This window comes from Actinoplanes derwentensis (assembly GCF_900104725.1).
In the GTDB taxonomy this organism is placed as follows: Bacteria; Actinomycetota; Actinomycetes; order Mycobacteriales; family Micromonosporaceae; genus Actinoplanes; species Actinoplanes derwentensis.
This window is the reverse complement of record NZ_LT629758.1, coordinates 9,738,037-9,758,140: the sequence shown is the minus strand read 5'-3', so window position 1 is coordinate 9,758,140 and position 20,104 is coordinate 9,738,037. Positions and strand designations below refer to the sequence as shown.

At 69.9% G+C, this 20,104-nt stretch carries 16 protein-coding genes; 12 read left to right on the top strand and 4 right to left on the bottom strand.

Annotated elements, in window-relative coordinates; genetic code table 11:
* Nucleotides 1–11: 11 nt before the first annotated feature.
* From BLU81_RS43615 to BLU81_RS43605, 3 genes are read right to left on the bottom strand one after another with little or no spacing between them, the layout of a single operon-like run.
* Nucleotides 12–851: a carbohydrate ABC transporter permease gene (locus tag BLU81_RS43615; RefSeq protein ID WP_092555108.1), complete on the bottom strand. Its 840-nt coding sequence runs from the start codon at nucleotides 849–851 to the stop codon at nucleotides 12–14.
* A complete protein-coding gene (locus tag BLU81_RS43610; protein WP_092555106.1) occupies nucleotides 848–1,735 on the bottom strand; it encodes a carbohydrate ABC transporter permease in 888 nt (295 codons plus the stop codon). The genes BLU81_RS43615 and BLU81_RS43610 overlap by 4 nt, the downstream gene beginning before the upstream one ends.
* The gene (locus BLU81_RS43605; protein ID WP_092558506.1) at nucleotides 1,732–2,994 is read right to left on the bottom strand and encodes an extracellular solute-binding protein; all 1,263 of its coding nucleotides are present in this window, start codon (nucleotides 2,992–2,994) and stop codon (nucleotides 1,732–1,734) included. The genes BLU81_RS43610 and BLU81_RS43605 overlap by 4 nt, the downstream gene beginning before the upstream one ends.
* A 202-nt stretch (nucleotides 2,995–3,196) precedes the next feature.
* Between BLU81_RS43605 and BLU81_RS43600 the strand changes: the two genes are divergently transcribed.
* The 5 genes from BLU81_RS43600 to BLU81_RS43580 all read left to right on the top strand — a co-directional run bounded on the left by BLU81_RS43600 (nucleotide 3,197) and on the right by BLU81_RS43580 (nucleotide 9,962).
* Nucleotides 3,197–4,441: a helix-turn-helix domain-containing protein gene (locus BLU81_RS43600; RefSeq protein WP_092555104.1), complete on the top strand. Its 1,245-nt coding sequence runs from the start codon at nucleotides 3,197–3,199 to the stop codon at nucleotides 4,439–4,441.
* A complete protein-coding gene (locus tag BLU81_RS43595) occupies nucleotides 4,438–5,649 on the top strand; it encodes an amidohydrolase/deacetylase family metallohydrolase (protein ID WP_092555101.1) in 1,212 nt (403 codons plus the stop codon). Before BLU81_RS43600 ends, BLU81_RS43595 begins: the two co-directional genes overlap by 4 nt.
* A complete protein-coding gene (locus BLU81_RS43590) occupies nucleotides 5,649–6,029 on the top strand; it encodes a RidA family protein (protein ID WP_092555099.1) in 381 nt (126 codons plus the stop codon). The genes BLU81_RS43595 and BLU81_RS43590 overlap by 1 nt, the downstream gene beginning before the upstream one ends.
* A 44-nt stretch (nucleotides 6,030–6,073) precedes the next feature.
* Nucleotides 6,074–7,627 (top strand): serine/threonine-protein kinase, encoded by a 1,554-nt coding sequence (locus BLU81_RS50050; RefSeq protein ID WP_197686043.1) that lies wholly within the window; start codon nucleotides 6,074–6,076, stop codon nucleotides 7,625–7,627.
* Between the two features lie 211 nt (nucleotides 7,628–7,838).
* Nucleotides 7,839–9,962: an acyltransferase family protein gene (locus BLU81_RS43580; RefSeq protein ID WP_092555097.1), complete on the top strand. Its 2,124-nt coding sequence runs from the start codon at nucleotides 7,839–7,841 to the stop codon at nucleotides 9,960–9,962.
* Nucleotides 9,963–10,012: 50 nt separating this feature from the next.
* On the opposite strand, the gene BLU81_RS43575 is transcribed toward BLU81_RS43580, so the two are convergent.
* Nucleotides 10,013–13,150, bottom strand: coding sequence for a bifunctional cytochrome P450/NADPH--P450 reductase (locus BLU81_RS43575; RefSeq protein WP_092555095.1), 3,138 nt, complete (start codon nucleotides 13,148–13,150; stop codon nucleotides 10,013–10,015).
* Nucleotides 13,151–13,198: 48 nt separating this feature from the next.
* Here BLU81_RS43575 and BLU81_RS43570 point away from each other — a divergent pair, with 48 nt between their 5' ends.
* The 7 genes from BLU81_RS43570 (at nucleotide 13,199) to ureG (ending at nucleotide 20,091) form a co-directional block, all read left to right on the top strand.
* Nucleotides 13,199–13,768 carry a TetR/AcrR family transcriptional regulator gene (locus tag BLU81_RS43570; protein WP_157752025.1) on the top strand — a complete coding sequence of 190 codons (570 nt, stop codon included), beginning with the start codon at nucleotides 13,199–13,201 and terminating at the stop codon, nucleotides 13,766–13,768.
* A 212-nt stretch (nucleotides 13,769–13,980) separates the two neighbouring features.
* Entirely contained in the window at nucleotides 13,981–16,011 is a 2,031-nt protein-coding gene (locus BLU81_RS43565) for an acyltransferase family protein (protein ID WP_157752024.1), read from the top strand.
* A 132-nt stretch (nucleotides 16,012–16,143) separates the two neighbouring features.
* Nucleotides 16,144–16,446: an urease subunit gamma gene (locus tag BLU81_RS43560; protein ID WP_092555089.1), complete on the top strand. Its 303-nt coding sequence runs from the start codon at nucleotides 16,144–16,146 to the stop codon at nucleotides 16,444–16,446.
* Nucleotides 16,443–16,862 (top strand): urease subunit beta, encoded by a 420-nt coding sequence (locus BLU81_RS43555; protein ID WP_231953815.1) that lies wholly within the window; start codon nucleotides 16,443–16,445, stop codon nucleotides 16,860–16,862. The genes BLU81_RS43560 and BLU81_RS43555 overlap by 4 nt, the downstream gene beginning before the upstream one ends.
* 28 nt (nucleotides 16,863–16,890) lie before the next feature.
* Complete coding sequence (locus BLU81_RS43550; protein WP_092555087.1) at nucleotides 16,891–18,609, top strand: urease subunit alpha; 1,719 nt, start codon at nucleotides 16,891–16,893, stop codon at nucleotides 18,607–18,609.
* A 104-nt stretch (nucleotides 18,610–18,713) separates the two neighbouring features.
* On the top strand, nucleotides 18,714–19,358 hold the full coding sequence (locus BLU81_RS43545; protein WP_092555085.1) for an urease accessory protein UreF: 645 nt from the start codon (nucleotides 18,714–18,716) through the stop codon (nucleotides 19,356–19,358).
* Nucleotides 19,348–20,091, top strand: a complete 744-nt coding sequence (gene ureG / locus BLU81_RS43540) for an urease accessory protein UreG (RefSeq protein ID WP_373873249.1) — start codon at nucleotides 19,348–19,350, stop codon at nucleotides 20,089–20,091. The genes BLU81_RS43545 and ureG overlap by 11 nt, the downstream gene beginning before the upstream one ends.
* Nucleotides 20,092–20,104 lie beyond the last annotated feature (13 nt).

Below are 20,104 nucleotides of genomic sequence, written 5' to 3'. Positions count from 1 at the left end.
GGGCTTGGGAATCAATCTTTGACCGCCCCTCCGAGACCCGCGACGAGGCGGCGCCGGACGATGAGGAAGAAGATCAGCACGGGCACCGTCATCAGCGTCGAAGCGGCCATGATCGCGCCCCAGTCGTTCTCGTCGGGTTTGAAGAAGACCAGCAGTGCCATCGGCAGTGTCTGATTGTCCGCTTCGCTGATGATGAAGGTGCGCGCGAACAGGAAGTCGTTCCACGCGTGGATGAACGAGAACACGCTGGTCGCGGCTAGTCCGGGGGCGACGAGTGGGAAGAGGATGCGCCACAGGACGGTGAACCGGCCGGCGCCGTCGAGCTGGGCCGCCTCGTCGAGTTCTTCGGGGATCGCCTGAACGAAACCGCGCAACATCCAGATGGCGAACGGCAGCGTGAACGCGGTGTGCACCAGCATCAGCGAGCCGAGCGTGTTGAGCCCGATGCCCGGTACGACCCCGCCGATGTCGCGGACCAGGAAGAACAGTGGGATGGTCAGGGCTTCGATCGGCACCATCTGGGCGATCAGGAAGGTCACCAGGATGGTGGTGCGGAACCTGAACCGGAACCGGGTCAGCGCGACCGCGGCGAGGAAGGCGATCAGTCCGGAGATCGCGACCACGACCATTGCCACGATCAGGCTGTTGAGCAGGTAGCGACCGAAGTCGTTGACCGCGAGGACCCGGCGGAAGGCGTCGAGGGAGGGCGCCAGGGTCCACGGTCGCTGGTCCAGTGACTGGATCTCGCCGGCGGGTTTCACCGCGGACAGGACCATCCAGTAGATCGGGAAGACGGTGATCAGCGCGATGAGCACCGCCACCGCGTCGAGCATCCTCCTGCCGAGTCTCATAACTGTTCTCCCGACCGGCGCAGTGCACGAAGGTAGACGAGGGTGACGGCGAGCAGGATCAGCATCATCACCACGCCGATCGCGGCACCGCGGCCGTACTCACTGGACGCGAAGGCCTGCTGGTAGGCGTAGACGTTGAGGGTCATGTTCTGACCGGCCAGGCCGCCGCCACGGGTCATGATGTAGATCTGGGTGAAGACCTTGAAGTCCCAGATGATCGACTGGATGACGACGATGGCGAGCACCGGGCGCAGGATCGGCACCATGATCTGCCAGAAGGTGCGCCAGGTGCTCGCGCCGTCCAGCGCGGCAGCCTCCAGGACCGACCGGGGGATGGCCTCGATCCCGGCGTAGAGGGTGACCATCACGAACGGGAAGGACGCCCACACCACCACCGCGCCGACCAGGCCGAAGGCGGTGTACCGGTCGTACATCCAGTTGAATCCCTCGATGCCGAAAAGCTGGTTGACGAACCCCAGGTCGGTGTCGAAGAGGAACATCCAGGTGGTCGACCCGGAGACGGCGGGCACCGCCCAGGCGGCCATCGCGGCCAGCGACAGCAGCAGCCGCGGAATCCGGCTGATCCGGGTCAGCAGGACGGCGAGCCCGGCGCCGACCGCGAGCGTGGCGAGCACGCACGCGGCGGCGAAGAGCACCGTGGCGGTGAGCACCTCCCAGAACCGGGAGTCGGCGAAGAGCCGGGTGTAGTTCTCCGCGCCGACGAATCGGGTCGGCTGCCCGCCGCTGACCTGCGCCTGGGTGAAGTCGAGCACCGAGAGCAGGCCGAGCTGGTACATCGGGTAGAGGAACAGGCCCCCGAGCACCACCGTGGCCGGCAGAAGCAGCCACAGCGGTGCCCGCACCACGGCGCGGACCCGGCTCACTGGGTGAGCGCCTCGTCGATCTGCTTGGCGGCCTCGGTCGTGGCCTGGTCGACGCTCGCCTTGCCGGTGGCCACCTTCTCGATCATGGTGGGCAGCACGGCGGAGGCGTCGATCTTGCCCCAGCCCGGGTCGAGCGGGACGAACCTGGTACCGGCGTTGATGGTGTCGACGAACGGCTTGACGAAGGGGTCCTTGGCGGCGACCTCGTCGCTTGCGGACTTCAGCGTCGGCAGATTGCCCATCGCGTCATACATCTTGCCCTGGTACTTCTTGCTCGCCAGCAGCGTGAGGAAGTCGGCGGCCAGCGCCGGACGCTGGGCGTTCTTCATGATGCCGAGGTTGTTGCCACCGGCGAAGGCGGGCGCGACCGAGCCGGCGGTGACGCCGGGCAGGGGGACGACGGCGTACTTCCCCTTGGCGGCACCGGCGTCGACGGCGGCGCGGTTGAAGTTGCCGATGATGCCCATCGCGGCCTTGCCGCTGGCGAACAGCTCGACGGTCTTGCCGCCGGTCAGGTCGGCGCAGTTCTGCGGCGGGCAGTTGTCCTCGGCGATCAGGCCGGTGTAGGCCGTGAGCCCGGCCCGTGACGGCGCCGAGTCGATCGAGGTGATGTCACCGCCGTTGGCCCAGACGAAGGGGAGAGCGCCGAAGGTGTACTTACCACCGACCGCGATGCCGAACATGTCCGGCTTCTTCGCCCGCACGGCCCGGGCCGTGGTGGTCAGCTCGGCCAGGGTGGTGGGCACTTTCAGGCCCAGCTCCTGGAAGACGTCGGTGCGGTAGTAGAGGGCGCGGACGCCGACGAACCACGGCACGCCGAGCAGGGTGCCCTGATAGGTGGCACTGGCCTTGGCGTCGGCGGGCAGGTCGGCGCCCTCGGACCAGCCGGAGACGATCGAACCCAGGTCGGCCAGGCCACCGGCCGCGGCGTACTCGGGGAGGTCGGTGTTACCGAACTCCACCACGTCGGGCGCGCTCGCCGGGTCGTTGAAGGCGCCCTTGAAACGCTCACCGCGGGTGTCGACGGCGATGTACTGCACGTCGACGGTGGTGTCCGGGTGGGCGGCGGTGAACTCGGTGATCGCCTCCTGGACCACGGCCTCCTTCGGCGCGCGGTTGGGCTCGTCGAAGAGCCACACTTTCAGGGCCCCGGTTTTCGGGCCGCCATCCGTCACGGTGCCGGTGGGCGCCGAAGTGGAAGGGGCACAGGCGGTCACAGTCAAAACCAGCGCGGCGGCCACCGCGATGCGCAGTCTCATCAGCACTCCCAGCGAGCCAGGTTCGTAAATAGTTCGTTTCAGTGCGGCCAAGAGTGCTCGGCCGAGGCACTGGCCGTCAAGGCCTGAATCTGCGTCGTAACCGTGGAAACAAGGATGTGACTTGACCCGGGCGCCGCGGGTCGGCCACGCTACGCTGGCGACAAACGAACCACTTGGGAACTGGCACGGGGACGGGGCCGACATGATCGGATTGGTGGTGCACACCGGTCACCGGGCACGTTTCGCCGACGCGGCGAGCACGCTCACCGGCGTGGACTTCGCCTGGGCGGTCTACCAGCGCGAGGACGAGGTCCGTGACCGGGTCGCCGGGCTGCTCCGCGACCACCGGCTCGGCGGGCTGCTGCTGGGCCTGGTGCCGTTCGCGAGGGCCCGCGACCTGATCCCCGCCGACCTGCCGTTCTCGGTCACCCGCTCGGCCGCGCTCGACCTGGCCCTGGCCTGGGCCCGGGCCCGGGGTAACGGCTGGCCAGCCACCCCGGTCAGCGTCGACACCTTCGCCAGCGAGACGATCGACGAGGTGGCGTCCGCGCTCGGCCTGGACCGGACCGCGATCTCCGCGCTGCCGTTCGACCCGGACCAGCCGATCGACGAGGTCGTCGGCTTCCACCGGCAGCACCTGTCCCGCACCGGCGCGCCCTACGTGATCAGTGTCCGGATGGGTGTGGCCGCCGCGCTGGACGGGCAGACCCCGGTGCTGCACGCTCTCGCCACCCCCGGCACCATCCGCGCCGACCTGCACGAACTGGCCCTGCGCATTCGCAACAAACGCGCCGACGGCCACCGTTTCGCCGCCGGCCTGTTCCTGGCCCGCGACCCGGAGCAGCGTCCGGCCCTGCAGCGGCTGCTGACCGGCACCCCGGAGTTCGCCGACGCCTGGATCGACCGGCACGGCGGCCGGGGCGTGCTGGTGCTGGCGCCCGCCTCGCTGTTCGAGACGGTCACCAACCAGTGGGTTGGCCTGCCGATCCTCAGCGAGGCGCAGGCGGTGGCCGGGTTCGGCATGGGCTCCTCGGCCCGGTTGAGCGTCGCCCTGGCCGAGCGGGCCGCGGCCCGGGCCGAGCAGGATCCGGATCCCGGCGCCTATCTCTTCACCGGCGACGGCATGACGATCGGCCCGATGGGCGCCACCGGCATGCCGCTCACCTATACCTACCGGGAACACGGCCCGCTGGAGCAGCTCGCCGGCCGGGCCGGGCTCAGCCCCGCGACACTCTCCCGGCTCACCGCGATCGAGCGGAGTCTGGAGGGCCGCCCGATCTCCCCCGGTGAGCTGGCCCGAGCCCTCGGCATCACCGACCCCAGCGGCCGGCGCCTGATCCGCAAACTCACCGTCGCCGGCCTGGTCGAGGAGACCGGTAGCGCCCAGGAGAACCGCAAGGGCCGGCCCACCCGTCTCTACCGGCTGTCCATCACGGCGGCGCTATGACCTGGGACCTGCTGTTCACCGGCACCGATCAGGACATCGCGGTCCGTGCCGGGCTGGTCGCCGCGGTCGGCGCGGACCTGTCACGGGACGCGCACCGGATCGTGGACGTCACCGGGCGCCTGGTCACCCCGGGCCTGATCGACGCGCACACCCACGTCGGCCCCGGTTACTGGGGCATCGATCCCGACCCCGTCGCGTGGTGCTCCGGCGTCACCACCTGGGTGGACGCCGGGTCAGCCGGGGCGTACACGGTGGCCGGCCTGCGCCACGTCGCGCAGACCAGCGCGGTCCGGGTCCGCGCGCTGCTCAACATCTCCGCGGTCGGTCTCGCCGGGCGCACCGGAGAGAGCCGCGACCTCGCCAACTGCGACGTGCCACTGGCGATCGACACCATCCAGGCCAACCGTGACCTGTTCCACGGTGTCAAGGTGCGCATCGACAGCGACACCGTCGGCACCAACGGGGTGGAACCACTGCGCCGTGGGCTGGCGGCGGCGCAGGCGTGCGGCGTGCCGGTGATGGCGCACATCGGCACCGCACCACCGGCTCTGGACGAGGTGCTCGACCTGATGCGGCCCGGTGACCTGGTCACCCACTGCGCCAGCGGCATCGCGGCGCCGCTCGGCCCGGCGGTGCGCGCCGCCGCCGCTCGGGGCGTGCTGCTGGACCTCGGGCACGGCTCCGGCGGATTCGCCTTCGACGTGCTGGAGGCGCAGCTGGCGGCGGGGCTGCGGCCGTTCACCGTCTCCACCGATCTGCACGCCCGGTCCCTGCACGGGCCGGTCTTCGACCTGCCCACCACGATGGCGAAACTCCTGGCGGTCGGAGTGCCGATGGCCGAGGTGATCGATGCCGTCACCGCACGTCCGGCCCGGGCGCTGGGCCTGCCGGGCGGCTCCCTCGCCGTCGGCGAGCCCGCGGACCTGGCGATCTTCGACGTACGGGCGGAACCGCTCGATCTCGTCGACGCCCACCGGCAGATCCGGACCTCCCCGGTGCGGCTGATCAACGAGGCGACCTACGTGGGCGGCCGTCTGCTGGCCCCGCGACTACCCGCGCCGCCCGCCCCGTGGATCCCCCTCACCGAGGCGCAGCACGCGGCCCTGCAGCGCCGCGACCGTGACATCCGTGCCCTGCTCACCACTCCCCTGGTGGGGGTGGACGGGCTGGCCGAGCAGTTCCCGAGAACAGAACCGAGGAGTTCCTGATGCCCAAGCGCGCTGTGATCACCGACAAGGCGGCGCCGGCCGGTGGGCCGTACTCGCACGCCGTCGTCGCCGGCGACACCATCTACCTGGCCGGTGCGATTCCCGCGCTGCCGGACGGCACCCGGATCACCGGCACCTTCGCCGAGCAGGCGCACTCCGCCTTCCAGAACCTGGCCGCGGTCGCCGAGGCGGCCGGGTCGAGTCTGGACGACGCCGTGCGGGTCGGTGTCTACCTGCGCGACTTCGCCGACTTCCCGGAGATGAACGAGATCTACCGGCAGTACATCAAGGGCGACGACCTGCCGGTACGCACCACACTGCCGGTCCCGCTCGTCGGTTTCGACATCGAGATCGACGCCGTTCTCTACATCGGAGCCTGACACCACACGGGTAACCGGGCACTCTCCTGGGTAGAGGGACATCCATGCCTCACCCCGGAGAGTTGCTCGGCGGACGTTACCGGCTGGACGATCCCATCGCCGCCGGAGGCATGGGCGAAGTCTGGCAGGCGACCGACACCGTGCTCGAACGGCCGGTGGCGGTCAAGACGCTGCTCGCCGATCGGGCCACCGACCCGGGATTCCAGCGCCGGTTCCGGCACGAGGCGCAGGCCCTGGCGGCGCTGCGCCACCCCGGCGTGGTGCCCGTCTACGACTTCGGGAGCACCGAGGACGAGGACGCCTATCTGGTGATGGCCCGCGTCGACGGGCGGGCGCTCAATCACGTCCTCGCCGATCGCGGGCGTCTCGGGGCTGCCGAGACGATGGCGATCGTGGCGCAGGCGGGCCGGGCTCTGGAGACCGCCCACGTCGCCGGGATCGTGCACCGCGACGTCAAACCGGGCAACCTGATCGTCGAGCCGGACGGGACGGTGGTCCTGGTCGACTTCGGGGTGGCCCGGTCGGCCGGCTCGGCCACCCTCACCGGCGCCCGGGAAGTGGTGGGCACCGCCCTCTACATCGCGCCCGAGCAGGTCACCCGGCAGGAGACCGGGCCGCCAGCGGACGTCTACGCGCTGGGTGCCCTGGCCTACCACTGTCTTGCCGGGCATCCGCCGTTCCAGGGGGCGAACCCGATCGCGATCGCCCTCCAGCACATCGAGGACGAACCGCCGCCGCTGCCCGGGGACGTGCCGGCCGAGGTGCGGGCACTGGTGATGCGGGCGATGGCCAAACAACCGGCCGACCGTTTCCCCTCGGCGGGCGCGATGGCCGAGACCGCCGACGCGGCCAAGACCGCGAGCCCGGTGGACGACCTCGCCGCGACCAAGGTCGCCGTCGCATGGCTCGGCGTCAGCCCGGTCCCGGTCCCGGTCCCGGTCTCCGCCGACACCGACGATGACGACGCCGACGCCGCCTATGACGCCGATGTCGCCGCCTATGACGCCGATGTCGACGCCACCCAAGTCTCCGGCGCTGGATGGGGCTCAAGAGCTGGAGGAGGCTCAGCCGCTGGCGTGGGTTCAAGCCCCGGCGGAGGCGCTGGCGTGGGTTCAAGCCCTGGCGGGGGCTCGGGCGGGGGCTCGGGCGCCGGGCTGGGTTCGGTGAGCGCTGTCGGTAGGGCCGGTTCGCGGCGGCTTGGGCCGGTCGTGGTGCTGGTCTCGTTCGTCGCCGTCGTGGCGGCGGCTTTCGGGCTGGCGAACGTGGCCGGGCTCTTCGAAGACGGTCCGAAGCCGTCCATCAGCACTCCGGTGGTCCCGGCGAGTGTCGCCCCGGCACCCACCGAGGCGAAGGGCGGCGGCGACGACACGGCGGACGAGAACCCGGCCCGGAAGGAACCCGGAGGCCGGGAACGGTCGGATCCGGCCCGTTCCCCCAGCCCGGAGCAGACCCGCCCGCAGGAGGCCCCGGCGACGACACCGCCCGCCGAAGAGGAACCGGAGACGACTCCACCGACGACGGAGCCGACCAGCGACGACACCGAACCGGCTGAACCCGAGGAGAGCGCCCCCGCAACGGGCACCGCAGAGCAGCCGTAGCCCCGAGAAGGGACAGCACGGAGCAGTCGTGACCCCGAGAACGGACGGCACGGGAGCAGCCGTGACCCCGAGATCCGACGAACGGCCCACCCCGGATCGGCGGCTGGAAAGCCAAGCGCGGACTGTGCGAGACCTGTGAACTACCTATGTAGGATCTGCCAGCCCTTGATCGAGGCGCGAAGGCTGGCACGGCGATCCTTTTAGGCAGGACATGTCATCGATAAGCACCACAACTGAAGAGCGCACCGAAGCACCCGTCTCGACACCGGCCCACCTGAGGTTCCGCCCCGACATCGAGGGCATGCGAGCGATCGCGGTCACACTCGTGGTCCTCTCGCATGCGGGCATCGCGACCCTCGAAGGTGGCTATGTAGGCGTCGACGTCTTCTTCGTGATCTCCGGCTTCCTGATCACCACGCTGTTGCTCAAGGAGCTGGACCGGACCGGGCGGATCTCGCTCGCCACGTTCTACGCGCGCCGGGCCACCCGCCTGCTGCCCGCGTCGACTGTGGTTCTGCTGGTCACGGTGGTGGCGAGTTGGTTGTGGGTGCCGGCCACCCGGTTCGCTTCGATCGCGACGGACGCGATCTACGCCACCTTCTACGGCATCAACTGGCGTCTGGCCAGCGAGGGCGTGCAGTACATGAACGCCGGCTCCGCCCCGTCGCCGTTGCAGCACTTCTGGTCGCTCGCGGTCGAGGAGCAGTTCTATCTGATCTGGCCGCTGCTGCTGCTGATCTTCGCGCTGTTCCGGGGCCGCAGCCGGACCCCGGTGATCGTGGCTCTGGTCCTGGTGGTGGCGACGTCGCTCACGGTCAGTGTGCTGCTCACCGCGTCGTCGGCGCCGTGGGCCTACTTCGGGGCGCACACCCGCGCCTGGGAGCTGGCGATCGGCGCGTTCGTGGCGGTCGGCGCGGTGCGGCTGGCCGGACTCCCCCGTACCATCGCGGCGGTCCTGACCTGGGGCGGCCTGGCCGCTGTCGTCGTGTCGGCGTTTCTCTACAACGAGGAGACACCCTTCCCCGGGTACGCCGCGGCCCTTCCCGTCCTGGGTTCGGCGGCGATCATCGCGGGTGGCTGCGCGGCCCCGCGGCACGGTGTGGTCACGTTGTTGCGGACGTGGCCGTTCCAGCAGATCGGCAGGTATTCCTACAGCTGGTACCTGTGGCACTGGCCGGTCCTGATGATCGTCCCGTACATCCTGGACGTGGAACCGAATCTGCCGCTGAACCTGGGTCTGGCCGCCGGTGCGCTGCTGTTGGCGGTCGGCTCGTACCACCTGGTCGAGGACCCGGCCCGCAAGCACGGGTGGGCGAAGGCCCGGGCCCGGCGCGGGATCGCTGTCGGTCTCGCGCTGTCCGCGATCGCCGCCATCGTGGCCCAGGTCGGCATCATGAATCCGCCGCAGCTGGCCAAGGGCGATCCGGCGGTGAACACCAGGAAGGCCGTCGCCGCGGCCGCCGACCCGGAGGCCGAGTTGCAGCGGATCCTGGCCGCGTCGGCAGGGCTGGGTGAGCTGCCGGTGAACGTGACGCCGAAGGTCGAGCGGGCCCGCTGGGATCTGCCGAAGTTCTACGCCAGCAAGTGTCATCTGGAGTTCGAGGACGTCGCCGCGCCGGGGCCGTGTGTCTTCGGCGATCCGGCCGGCACGAAGTCGATGTACCTGTTCGGCGACTCGCACGCCGCGCACTGGTACCCGGCGATGCAACTGATCGCCCGGGAACGTGGCTGGAAGCTGATGGTCCGGACCAAGAGCGCCTGTCAGGCTCCGCTGGTCCGCACCTACGCCGTCGAGTTCAAGCGGCCCTACACCGAGTGCGAGCAGTGGCGCGACGGCGTGCTCGCCGAGATCCGGCAGGCCCGTCCGGCGATGGTGGTGATCTCGTCGAACGGCAACAACAACGGCGGTCTGCTGGACGCCGCCGGGAACCGGATCGATGAGGGCCCGGCGCCGGAGCGGGACGCCCTGTGGGCGGCCGGCTGGTCGGCCACGTTCCGGGCGATCCGCAACACCGACACGAAGCTGGTGCTGATCGAGGACACGCCATGGCCGGGCAAGGACGTCCCGGACTGTCTGGCGACCCATTCGGAGCACGCCGCCCGGTGTGCCCGGCCGCCCGGTGACTCGTTCGCCTTCCCGGCCCGGCAGGCGCTGGTGTCGGAGCAGGCGCGGGCGCTGGGTGTCACGGTGATCCCGACCCGGCCCTGGTTCTGCACCGATCAGGTGTGCCCGGCCGTGGTCGGCAACATCGTCACCTGGCGGGATCACAGCCACATCAGCACCAGGTACGCGGCGATGCTCGTGCCTCTGCTGTCGGCCCGTCTGCCGGTCTGAGATCGCCGTCCGCCGGGGGAGTCTTCTCCCCGGCGGACGGTGACGGCCGGTCAGGCGAAGACGTCCTGCTGGTAGCGCCCGGCCGCTTCGAGGGACCGCAGCCACGCCTCGGCCTGTTCGGCGGTGGATCCGGTGTTGCGGCGGTGCAGCGTCAGCAGTTCGCCCCGGACCGCGGGCGCCATCCGGGCGCCGTCGCCGCACAGGTAGACGTGTCCGCCCTGTTCCAGCAGCTCCCACACCGCGTCGCCCTCGGCGGCCAGCGCCTCCTGGACGAACCGGTGCGGGTGGTCCGGCACCGCGGAGAAGGCCAGGTGCAGGTCGGCGACGCCGGCGGCGGCCCACTGTTGCATCTCGGCGCGGTAGAGCCAGTCGTGCTCGGGGTGCCGGCAGCCGTAGAACAGTTTGGCGGGCCCGCGTCCGGGGAGCAGCGCCCGTTCCTGGAGGAAACCGCGCAGCGGGGCGAAGCCGGTGCCGGGACCGATCAGGATCATCGGGGTGGCGGGGTCGGCCGGCGGGCGGAACGGCGGAGCCGGGACACGGACGTGCCCGTAGAAGACGTCACCGGGCTGGAGCCGGGCCAGGTACTGGGAGCACATCCCCCGGTAGCGGCCGTTGCCGGTCCGGGACGGCCCGTCGACGAGCCCGACGGTGATCGTGACGAGGGACTCGTCGACCCGCGGCGACGACGAGATGGAGTAGAAGCGCGGTTTGATCGTGCCGACGAGTTCGAGGAAGACCCCGAACGGCAGTTCGATGGCCGGGAACCGTTCGAGCAGGCTGAGCAGCGAGACCCGTTTGGCGAGGATCTCGTCGGCGTACCCGGAACCGGCGAGGAGCTCGGTGAGCTGCCGGGTGGTCCACGGGCACCGGGTGTGCTGGAGGAGGACCTCGATCTGTCCGCGGCCCGCCGGGTCCTGGAGTTCCACGAAGTCGGTGAGCAGTAGCCCGGCGGTGACCGGCACGCCGATCGGCAGCCCGGTGGGCCGTTCCCCGTCCTGTCCGAGACGGATCACCAGGTCACGGGACACCCGCAGGGTGGTCAGCGCCCACTCGACGAGTTCCGGGTCGTTCTTGGCGTAGACGGCCAGGTGGTCACCGGCCTGGTAGGTGACACCGGCGGGCAGCCGGACGGTGATCGCCTTGACTCCCGGCCGGGGCGCTTCCCGGCTGAAGTCCCACAGCCCGGTGGGGTCACCGACCAGCTCGTCGACGGCCACGATCGTCACCGGGTGCGCCTGCCCGGAGACGACGGCGGGCCGGATCTGGTCCTCGCCGAGCACCTCGACCCGGTAACGCGGGCCGATCGCGGCGGCCGTCCCGAACTCGCTCCCCAGGGCACCCCACAGCTTGTCGAGCCAGGCCTGGGCCATGCCGTCGAAGTCGCCGGAGGCGTCGGTCTCACCGCGGTCGACAACCGGTCGCGCCCCGGCGCCGGAGAGCTTTTCAAAGACCCGGCGCGGGTACGCCTGATAGGTCGACCACTGGGTGTTGCCGTTCCCGAGCACCGCGAACCGGACATCGTCCAGTGCCCCGGCGGGAATGGACAGCTCGTCGAAGGCCAGCGCGTTGTCCGGCGCGTGACCGTTGTAGCTGGACGTGACGACGGCGAGCAGCCCTTCGGTGGGCAGGTCACCGGCGAGTTCGTCGAGGGTCTGCACGGTCACGTCGAACCCGGAGCGCCGGGCCCGGTCGGCGATCTGCTGAGCGAGGTCCTCGGACGTCCCGAGGTTGGATCCGTAGGCGACTCTCATCCGTACGCCCGCGGCTTGGACGTCGGCCACCGCCGGCGCCGCGTCGACCTCGGCTGACGGTGCGGCGGCGATCCGCTCGTGTTCCTGCCGGGGCCGGATCCGCAGCCGGAAGTCCTCCGGCTTGATCGTCAGGGTCTGCTTGATGTGCAGCTGGTGCCCGTCCGGGTCGGCGATCGCGAACCGCTGCAGGATCAGGGCGAGGGCGAGCCGGGCCTCGGTGAGCGCGAACTGCCGGCCGATGCAGGCCCGCTCGCCGTTGCCGAACGGCTTGTAGCCGTGCGGGTGGTGCCCGGCTTTGGCCTCGGGCAGCCAGCGGTCGATGTCGAAGGCCTCCGGGTCGTCCCAGGCCGACGAGGTGTGCAGCGGCCTGAGCAGCACGGCGATCTTCTGCCGGGCCGGGATCTCGTAGCGTCCGCCGAGCGTGCCGGCCTCGCGGGAGGCGAGCCCGATGAAGGGGATCGGCGAGAGCAGCCGCAGTGTCTCGTCGAGGATCCGCGGGATCACGTCCAGCTTCATGATCGTCTCGTAGGTGGGCACGGTGTCGCCGGGCAGCATCCGGTCGACCTCGGCGTAGGCCTGCGCGAGCACGTGCGGGTTGCGCAGCAGCAGGTGCAGCGCGAAGGAGAGAGTGCCGCTGGTGGTCTCGTGCCCGGCGATCAGGAAGGTGAGGACCTGGTTACGGATGTTCTCGTCGGAGAGCTTCTCGCCGGTGACCGGGTCGGCGGCGTCGAGCATCAGGCCGAGCAGGTCGTTGGCCTTGACCCCGGAGGTCCGGCGGGTGCGGATGACCTCGTCGACGGTCTCCTGCATGACGGCGATGTCGGCCTGGTAGGCGGCGTCGGCCTTCTTCTTCAGGCCGGTGACCATCGGGAGTTGCCGGGTCCGGTTCATCGCCTCGGTCAGTGCGCGGCCCATGGCCTGCAGGAACGGGTGCAGTTCGGCCTGGTCGAAGGAGTCGAAGGTCTGGCCGAACCCGGCGAGCGTGATGGTGTCCAGGGTGAGCCGGGTCATGTCGTCGGTGACGTCCACCGCGCCGCGCGCCGACCAGTGCGCGACCAGCTTGTCGGCGACCTCCAGCATCTGCGGGAAGTAGGCCTTCATCGACCGCTGACTGAACGCCGGCAGCAGGATACGGTGCGCCTGACCCCACACCGGCTCGTCCTGTCTCGCGGTGAAGAGGCCGTCACCGGCGAAGTCGCGGACGTGGGCGAGCGGCGGGTCGATCGGTTTGACGAAGCGGGACTCGTCGCAGACCTCGGCGACCAGGTCGGGGTCGTAGACGAAGACGACGTGCCGGCCGGCCAGGTTGAGCTTGAAGATGCCGCCGGGGTTGCGGGCCGCCAGATCGGCGAGGAACTGGTGTGTGCCCTCCACCGGGAGCTGCAGGGCGTTGCCGACGATCGGGAGTCCGCGGGGGTTCGGAATCTCGGCGGTCACAGGGGATCCTCCTCAGCCATACGGTGTATGGCAGCTACCATACGGCGTATGGCTGAAAACCGGAAAGTCGGTGATCAACGTTTAACAAAGGACGTGATCCTCCGATCCGCACTCAGAATCGTCGACACCGACGGCGTGGAGGCGCTGAGCATGCGCAAGCTCGCCGCCGACCTGGGCGTCAATCCGATGTCGATCTACCACCATGTGGACAACAAGGCCGCACTGCTGGACGGGATCACCCGCCTGGTCACCGATGGAGCGAACGAGCTCACTGTCGGTGACGGCCCCTGGCAGGATCAACTGCGGAGACTGGCGTACGCGTTTCGCGCGCAGAGCCTCGCCCATCGCAATCTGCTGCGGTACGCCTTCGCGGGTGACGATTTCATCCAGAGGGACGGGCCGATGTGGCGGACCCTGCGCGCCGTCCTCCGTTCGGCCGGACTTCCCGAGACCGAGGTGGACCGTACCGGGGCGGTCCTGGTCGTTCTGGTCGGTGGACTGCTGCACACCGAGGTCAACGGCACCATGCGCCGCCTGGTCGGGGCCGATCAGGCCGACGACACGGGTTTCGCGCTCGCGGTGGAGCTCCTGATCGACGGGATCACCGCGCGAACCTGAACCTACTTCGCGATGAAGTGGTGATGAACCGACTGTGGAAGACCTGTGTCATCGCGGGTAAGCTCCCCCCGATCCCGGCCCGGTCACTCATCGCTAGGTAGGACATGTCGGTCGCTTACGACAATCAACTCCACAGTGCCCGCCCGGAGTCGTCTTCCGCAGGGCCTCAGACCGCACGCCCACACCTCGGTTTCCGACCGGATATCGAGGGTATGCGGGCCATCGCGGTCGTGCTCGTCGTGCTCTCGCACGCCGGCATCGCGAGCTTGGAAGGCGGCTATGTAGGCGTCGATGTCTTCTTCGTCATCTCCGGATTCCTGATCACCACGCTCCTCTTCAAGGAGCTGGATCGGACCGGCAAGATCTCGCTCGCCACGTTCTATGCCCGGCGGGCCACCCGGTTGCTGCCCGCGTCGACCGTGGTGCTGCTGGTCACCGTCACGGCGAGCTGGCTGTGGATGCCGGCCACCCGGTTCAAGTCGATCTCGCTGGACGCGATCTACGCGACCTTCTACGGGATCAACTGGCGGCTCGCGAACGAGGGCGTGCAATACCTCAACGCCGACGCCGAACCCTCCCCGCTTCAGCACTTCTGGTCACTCGCGGTCGAGGAACAGTTCTACCTGGTCTGGCCGCTGCTCCTGCTGATCTTCGCGCTGCTCTTCGGCAAGCGCCGCGCCCCGGTGATCATCTCGCTGATCCTGGTGGTGGCCGCGTCCCTGACCGTGAGCGTGCTGCAGACCGCGTCGTCGGCGCCGTGGGCCTACTTCGGGGCGCACACCCGCGCCTGGGAGCTGGCGATCGGCGCGTTCATCGCGGTCGGCGCGGCCCGGTTCGCCGGGCTCCCCAAAGCTCTGGCCGCAACCCTGACCTGGGTGGGTCTCGCCGCCATCGTGGTCGCGGCGTTCCTGTTCACCGAGGAGACACCCTTCCCCGGGTACGCCGCCGCCCTCCCCGTCTTCGGCGCGGCAGCGATCATCGCCGGTGGCGCCGCGGGCTCGCCACACGGTGTGGTCGCGATCCTGAGGACGTGGCCGTTCCAGCAGATCGGCAGGTACTCCTACAGCTGGTACCTGTGGCACTGGCCGGTCCTGATGATCGTCCCGCACATGCTGGACGTCGAGCCGAACATCCCGCTCAACCTCGGTCTCGCGGCCGGTGCCCTGCTGCTGGCCGTCGCCTCGTACCACCTGATCGAGAACCCGGCCCGCAACCAGAAGTGGGCCAAGGCCAAGGCCCGCCGCGGGATCGCCGTCGGCCTGGCCCTGTCCTGCCTCGCCGCCCTGGTCGCCCAGGTCGGCGCGATGAAGCCGCCGCAGCTCGCCAAGGGTGACCCGGCCGTCGACACCACGCAGGTGGTGGCCACCGCCGCCGACCCGCAGGCCGAGCTGCAGCGGATCATCACCGCCTCGGCCGGCACCGGTGAACTGCCGGCCAACACCACGCCGCGGGTGCAGACGGCCCGCCGGGACAAGCCGACGTACTACGACGTCAAGTGCCACCTGGAATACCTGGACACGGTCGCGCCGAGCGAGTGCGCCTTCGGCGACCCCGCCGGGACCAGGACCGTCTATCTGTACGGGGACTCGCACGCCGCGCACTGGTTCCCGGCGGTCGACGCGATCGCCAAACAGCGTGGCTGGAAGCTGCTGGTCCGTACCAAGAGCGCCTGCCACGCGGCCTCGGTCGCCGTCTACAGCACGGCTCTCAAGCGTGCCTACACCGAATGCCCGGCCTGGCGTGACCAGGTGCTCACCGAGATCAAGCAGGCCAAGCCGTACCTGGTGGTGATCTCCTCCAGCGCCAACGACGGCAACCCGCTGCTGAACGAGTCGGGTGGCCGTCTCAAGGGCACGGCCGCCGAGATCGACCCGAAGTGGGCAGCCGGCTGGACCGGCACCATCAAGGCGATCAAGGCCAGGGGCACCCGGATCGCGCTGATCCAGGACACCCCGTGGCCCGGCCGCAACGTCCCGGAATGCCTGGCCGAACACTCCCGCAAGATCTCCCGCTGTGTCGCGCCGGCCAGCGAGTCGGTCGCGTTGCCGGAGCGGCAGGCCCTGGTCGCGGCGACGGTGAAGGCCGACGGTGTCTCGGTGATCGACCCGGCGCCGTGGTTCTGCGTCGGCGGTTCCTGCCCCTCGGTGGTCGGCAACCTGCTGGTGTGGCGTGACGACGACCACATCACCACGAAGTACGCGACGATGCTGGCCCCGCTGCTGGGAGCCCGGCTCCCGAAGTAAACAGTTCGGAAACGGCCCCGCCACTCCACCGAAGCACACAGTGGCGGGGCCGTTCCGTGTTTTGATCAGTCCGGGGTTACACGTCCGAAACTTCCCCCTGCGAGCATTCCGTGGCGATCAGGAGGGTTCCCTTTGTTCCTCAGCCAGCACGAGCAGGAACGCCTGCTCATTCATGTCGCGGCCGACGTGGCGCGGCGCCGCCGCGAACGGGGCCTGCGGCTCAACTACCCCGAGGCCACCGCGATCATCACGGCCTTCCTGCTGGAAGGTGCCCGGGACGGGCGGACGGTCGCCGAGCTGATGGATTCCGGCCGCCGGGTGCTGACCCGCGACGACGTGCTGGACGGCGTGCCCGAGATGCTCGCCGAGGTGCAGGTCGAAGCCACCTTCCCGGACGGTACGAAGCTCGTCACGGTGCACGGGCCGATCTCATGACCGGGCCGATCATTCCGGGCGAGATCCTCTTCGGCGACGGCGAGATCGAGATCAACCCGGGCCGCCCGACCGTGACGCTCACCGTCCGCAACACTGGTGACCGGCCCGTCCAGGTCGGCTCGCACTTCCACTTCGCCGAGACCAACGCGGCCCTGGACTTCGACCGCGAACTCGCCTGGGGGCACCGGCTGGCCATCCCGGCCGGCACGTCGGCCCGCTTCGAACCCGGCATCCCCCGCGACATCACCCTGGTGGCGTTCGCCGGCCGGCGCGTCGTGCCCGGCCTGCGTGGCCTGGCCGGCGGCCCGCTGGACACGCCGGCATCAGCGCCGGAACCCGACCCCACCGACATCGAGCCGGCCGGTTCCCTCGACGAGGACACCGGTGAGGGCGAACACAACGGGAGCCCCCGGTGACCCTGGAGACCGACTTCGGAGGAGCGGCGTGACCAGCCTCGACCGCCGTCGCTACGCGGCGCTGCTCGGCCCCACCAAAGGCGACCGGATCCGGCTCGCCGACACCAACCTGCTGATCGAGATCGAAGAGGACCACAGCGCCGGGCCGGTCCCGGGCGACGAGGTCGTCTTCGGCGGCGGCAAAGTGATCCGCGAGTCGATGGGCCAGGCCGCCGCCACCCGCGCCGAAGGCACCCCGGACACCGTCATCACCGGTGTCGTCGTGCTCGACCACTGGGGCATCGTCAAGGCCGACGTCGGCATCCGCGACGGCCGGATCGTGGCCATCGGCAAAGCCGGCAACCCGGACACCATGGACGGCGTACACCCCGACCTGGTCATCGGCCCCGGCACCCAGATCCTGGCCGGCAACGGCAAGATCCTCACGGCCGGCGCGATCGACAGTCACGTGCACCTGATCAGCCCGACGATCCTGGACACCGCGCTCGCCTCCGGCATCACCACGATCATCGGCGGCGGCACCGGGCCGGACGAGGGCACCAAGGCCACCACGGTCACCCCGAACGCCTGGCACCTGGCCCGGATGCTGGAATCCCTGGACACCTGGCCGATCAACGTGCTGCTGCTCGGCAAGGGCAACACGATGTCCGCCGAGTCGATGTGGGAACAGCTGCGCGGCGGGGCCGGCGGGTTCAAACTGCACGAGGACTGGGGCACCACCCCGGCCGCGATCGACGCCTGCCTCAAGGTCGCCGACGCCTCGGGTGTCCAGGTCGCCATCCACACCGACACGCTGAACGAAGCGGGTTTCGTCGAGGAGACGCTGCGGGCCATCGGCGGGCGATCCATCCACGCCTATCACACCGAAGGCGCCGGTGGCGGGCACGCACCGGACATCATCACCGTCGCGTCGCACCCGAACATCCTGCCGTCGTCGACCAACCCGACCCGGCCGTACACCCGCAACACCCTCAGCGAACACCTCGACATGCTGATGGTCTGCCACCACCTGAACTCGTCGGTGCCCGAAGACCTGGCGTTCGCCGAGAGCCGGATCCGGCCGTCCACCATGGCCGCCGAGGACTACCTGCACGACCTCGGCGCGATCTCGATGATCGGCTCCGACTCGCAGGCGATGGGGCGGGTCGGCGAGGTCATCACCCGGACCTGGCAGACCGCGCACGTCATGAAGGCCCGTATCGGATCCCTGCCGGGTGACGGGGCCGCCGACAACAACCGGGCCAAGCGGTACGTCGCCAAATACACGATCTGCCCGGCCCAAGCTCACGGCATGGCCGAACAGGTCGGCTCGATCGAACCGGGCAAACTCGCCGACCTGGTGCTCTGGGACCCGGTCTTCTTCGGCGTCCGGCCGGCCCTGGTGATCAAGGGCGGCATGATCGCGTACGCGCAGATGGGCGACGCGAACGCCTCCATCCCCACCCCGCAGCCGATGCTCCCCCGACCGATGTTCGGGTCCTACGGCGTGGTGCCGGCGCAGACCTCGGTCGCGTTCGTCGCCCCGGCGGCCATCGACGCGCTGCTCAGCGACCGGATCGGCGTGAAACGGGCGCTGGTCCCGGTGGCCGACACCCGCTCGGTGGGCAAGGAGGACATGGTCCGGAACGCCGCTATGCCTCGGATCGAGGTCAAGGCTGACACTTTCGAGGTGCGTATCGACGGGCAAGTGATCGAGCCCGATCCGGTCGACGTTCTGCCGATGGCTCAGCGGTATTTCCTCTTCTGATGGGTCGGTTTTGGGCCGGGCGTGGCCCGCTCCGGGCGGTCAGGCTTGATCCCTCCGTGGGCCACACCCGGCCCAAAACCTAGGTAGCGCGAGGGGGTGACGGGTTGAGTCTGGCTACCTTGCTGTTGCTTGCGGATGGGCGGTTGCCCTCTGGGGGGCATGCGCACTCCGGAGGGTTGGAGCCGCAGATCGCCAACGGGCGGGTTCGCGACATCAGCGGACTTCATGGTTTTCTGCTGGGGAAGCTTGCCACCGGTGGGCTGGTGTCGGCTTCGTTCGCGGCGGCTGCCTGCCGGCGTACCGGCGAGTGGTTTGATCTTGATGGTGGGCTTGATGCCCGGACTCCGTCTGTTGCTCTGCGGAAGGCATCGCGTGCGCAAGGGCGCGCGCTGCTACGGGCCGGGCGGGCGATGTGGGTTCTTCCGGATGTCGGGCGGGAACCTCATCAACCCGTTGCCCTCGGCACGCTTGCGGCGGCGGCCGGGCTGACGCCGGTCGAGGCTGCGGTGGCGGCTGCTCATGGGACCGTGACCGGGGCGGCCAGTGCTGCGGTCCGGCTGTTGGGGCTTGATCCCTATGCGGTGCACGCGCTGCTGGCGCGGCTCGCTCCTGAATGTGACCGGGTCGCGGAAGAAGCCGCGGAACGGTCCGGCGACCCGGTCGACGAACTGCCGGCCGCGGGCGCTCCCCTGCTCGACATCGGCGCCGAGCACCACGCCACCTGGGAGGTGCGTCTCTTTGCATCCTGAATCGCAGCACCCTGAATCGCAGCACCCTGAACTGCATGAACACGGGCCTGACGAGGTTCCGCACACGCACCCTGAGCCGGGGGTCGATCCGCACACGCCGCTGGGCGGTGGGCCTCGGGCTCTGCGCATCGGCATCGGCGGGCCGGTCGGGTCGGGGAAGACCGCGCTGGTCGCGGCCCTGTGCCGGGCCCTCGGCGACGAGTTGCGGCTCGCGGTCGTGACCAACGACATCTACACCACTGAGGACGCCGACTTCCTGCTGCGCAACGGGGTGCTGCCGGAGGAGCGGGTGCGCGCGGTGGAGACCGGCTGCTGCCCGCACACCGCGATCCGCGACGACATCTCGGCGAACCTGGACGCGGTCGAGGATCTCGAGGAGAAGCTCGGGCCGCTGGATCTGGTGCTGGTGGAGAGCGGTGGCGACAACCTGACCGCCACGTTCAGTAAAGGGCTGATCGACCAGCAGATCTTCGTGGTGGACGTGGCCGGTGGGGACAAGGTTCCGCGCAAGGGTGGGCCCGGTGTCACCGCGGCCGACCTGCTGGTGATCAACAAGACGGATCTGGCGCCGCTGGTCGGAGCGGATCTCGCGGTGATGGACCGGGACGCCAAGGCGCGGCGGCACGAGCTGCCGACGGTGTTCCTGTCGCTGGCCGAGGACAAGCAGGCCACGCCGGTGGCCGACTGGATCCGAGGGCTGGTCGCCGCCCGGACCGCCGCTGCCGGTGCCTGATCGCGGAGGGCTT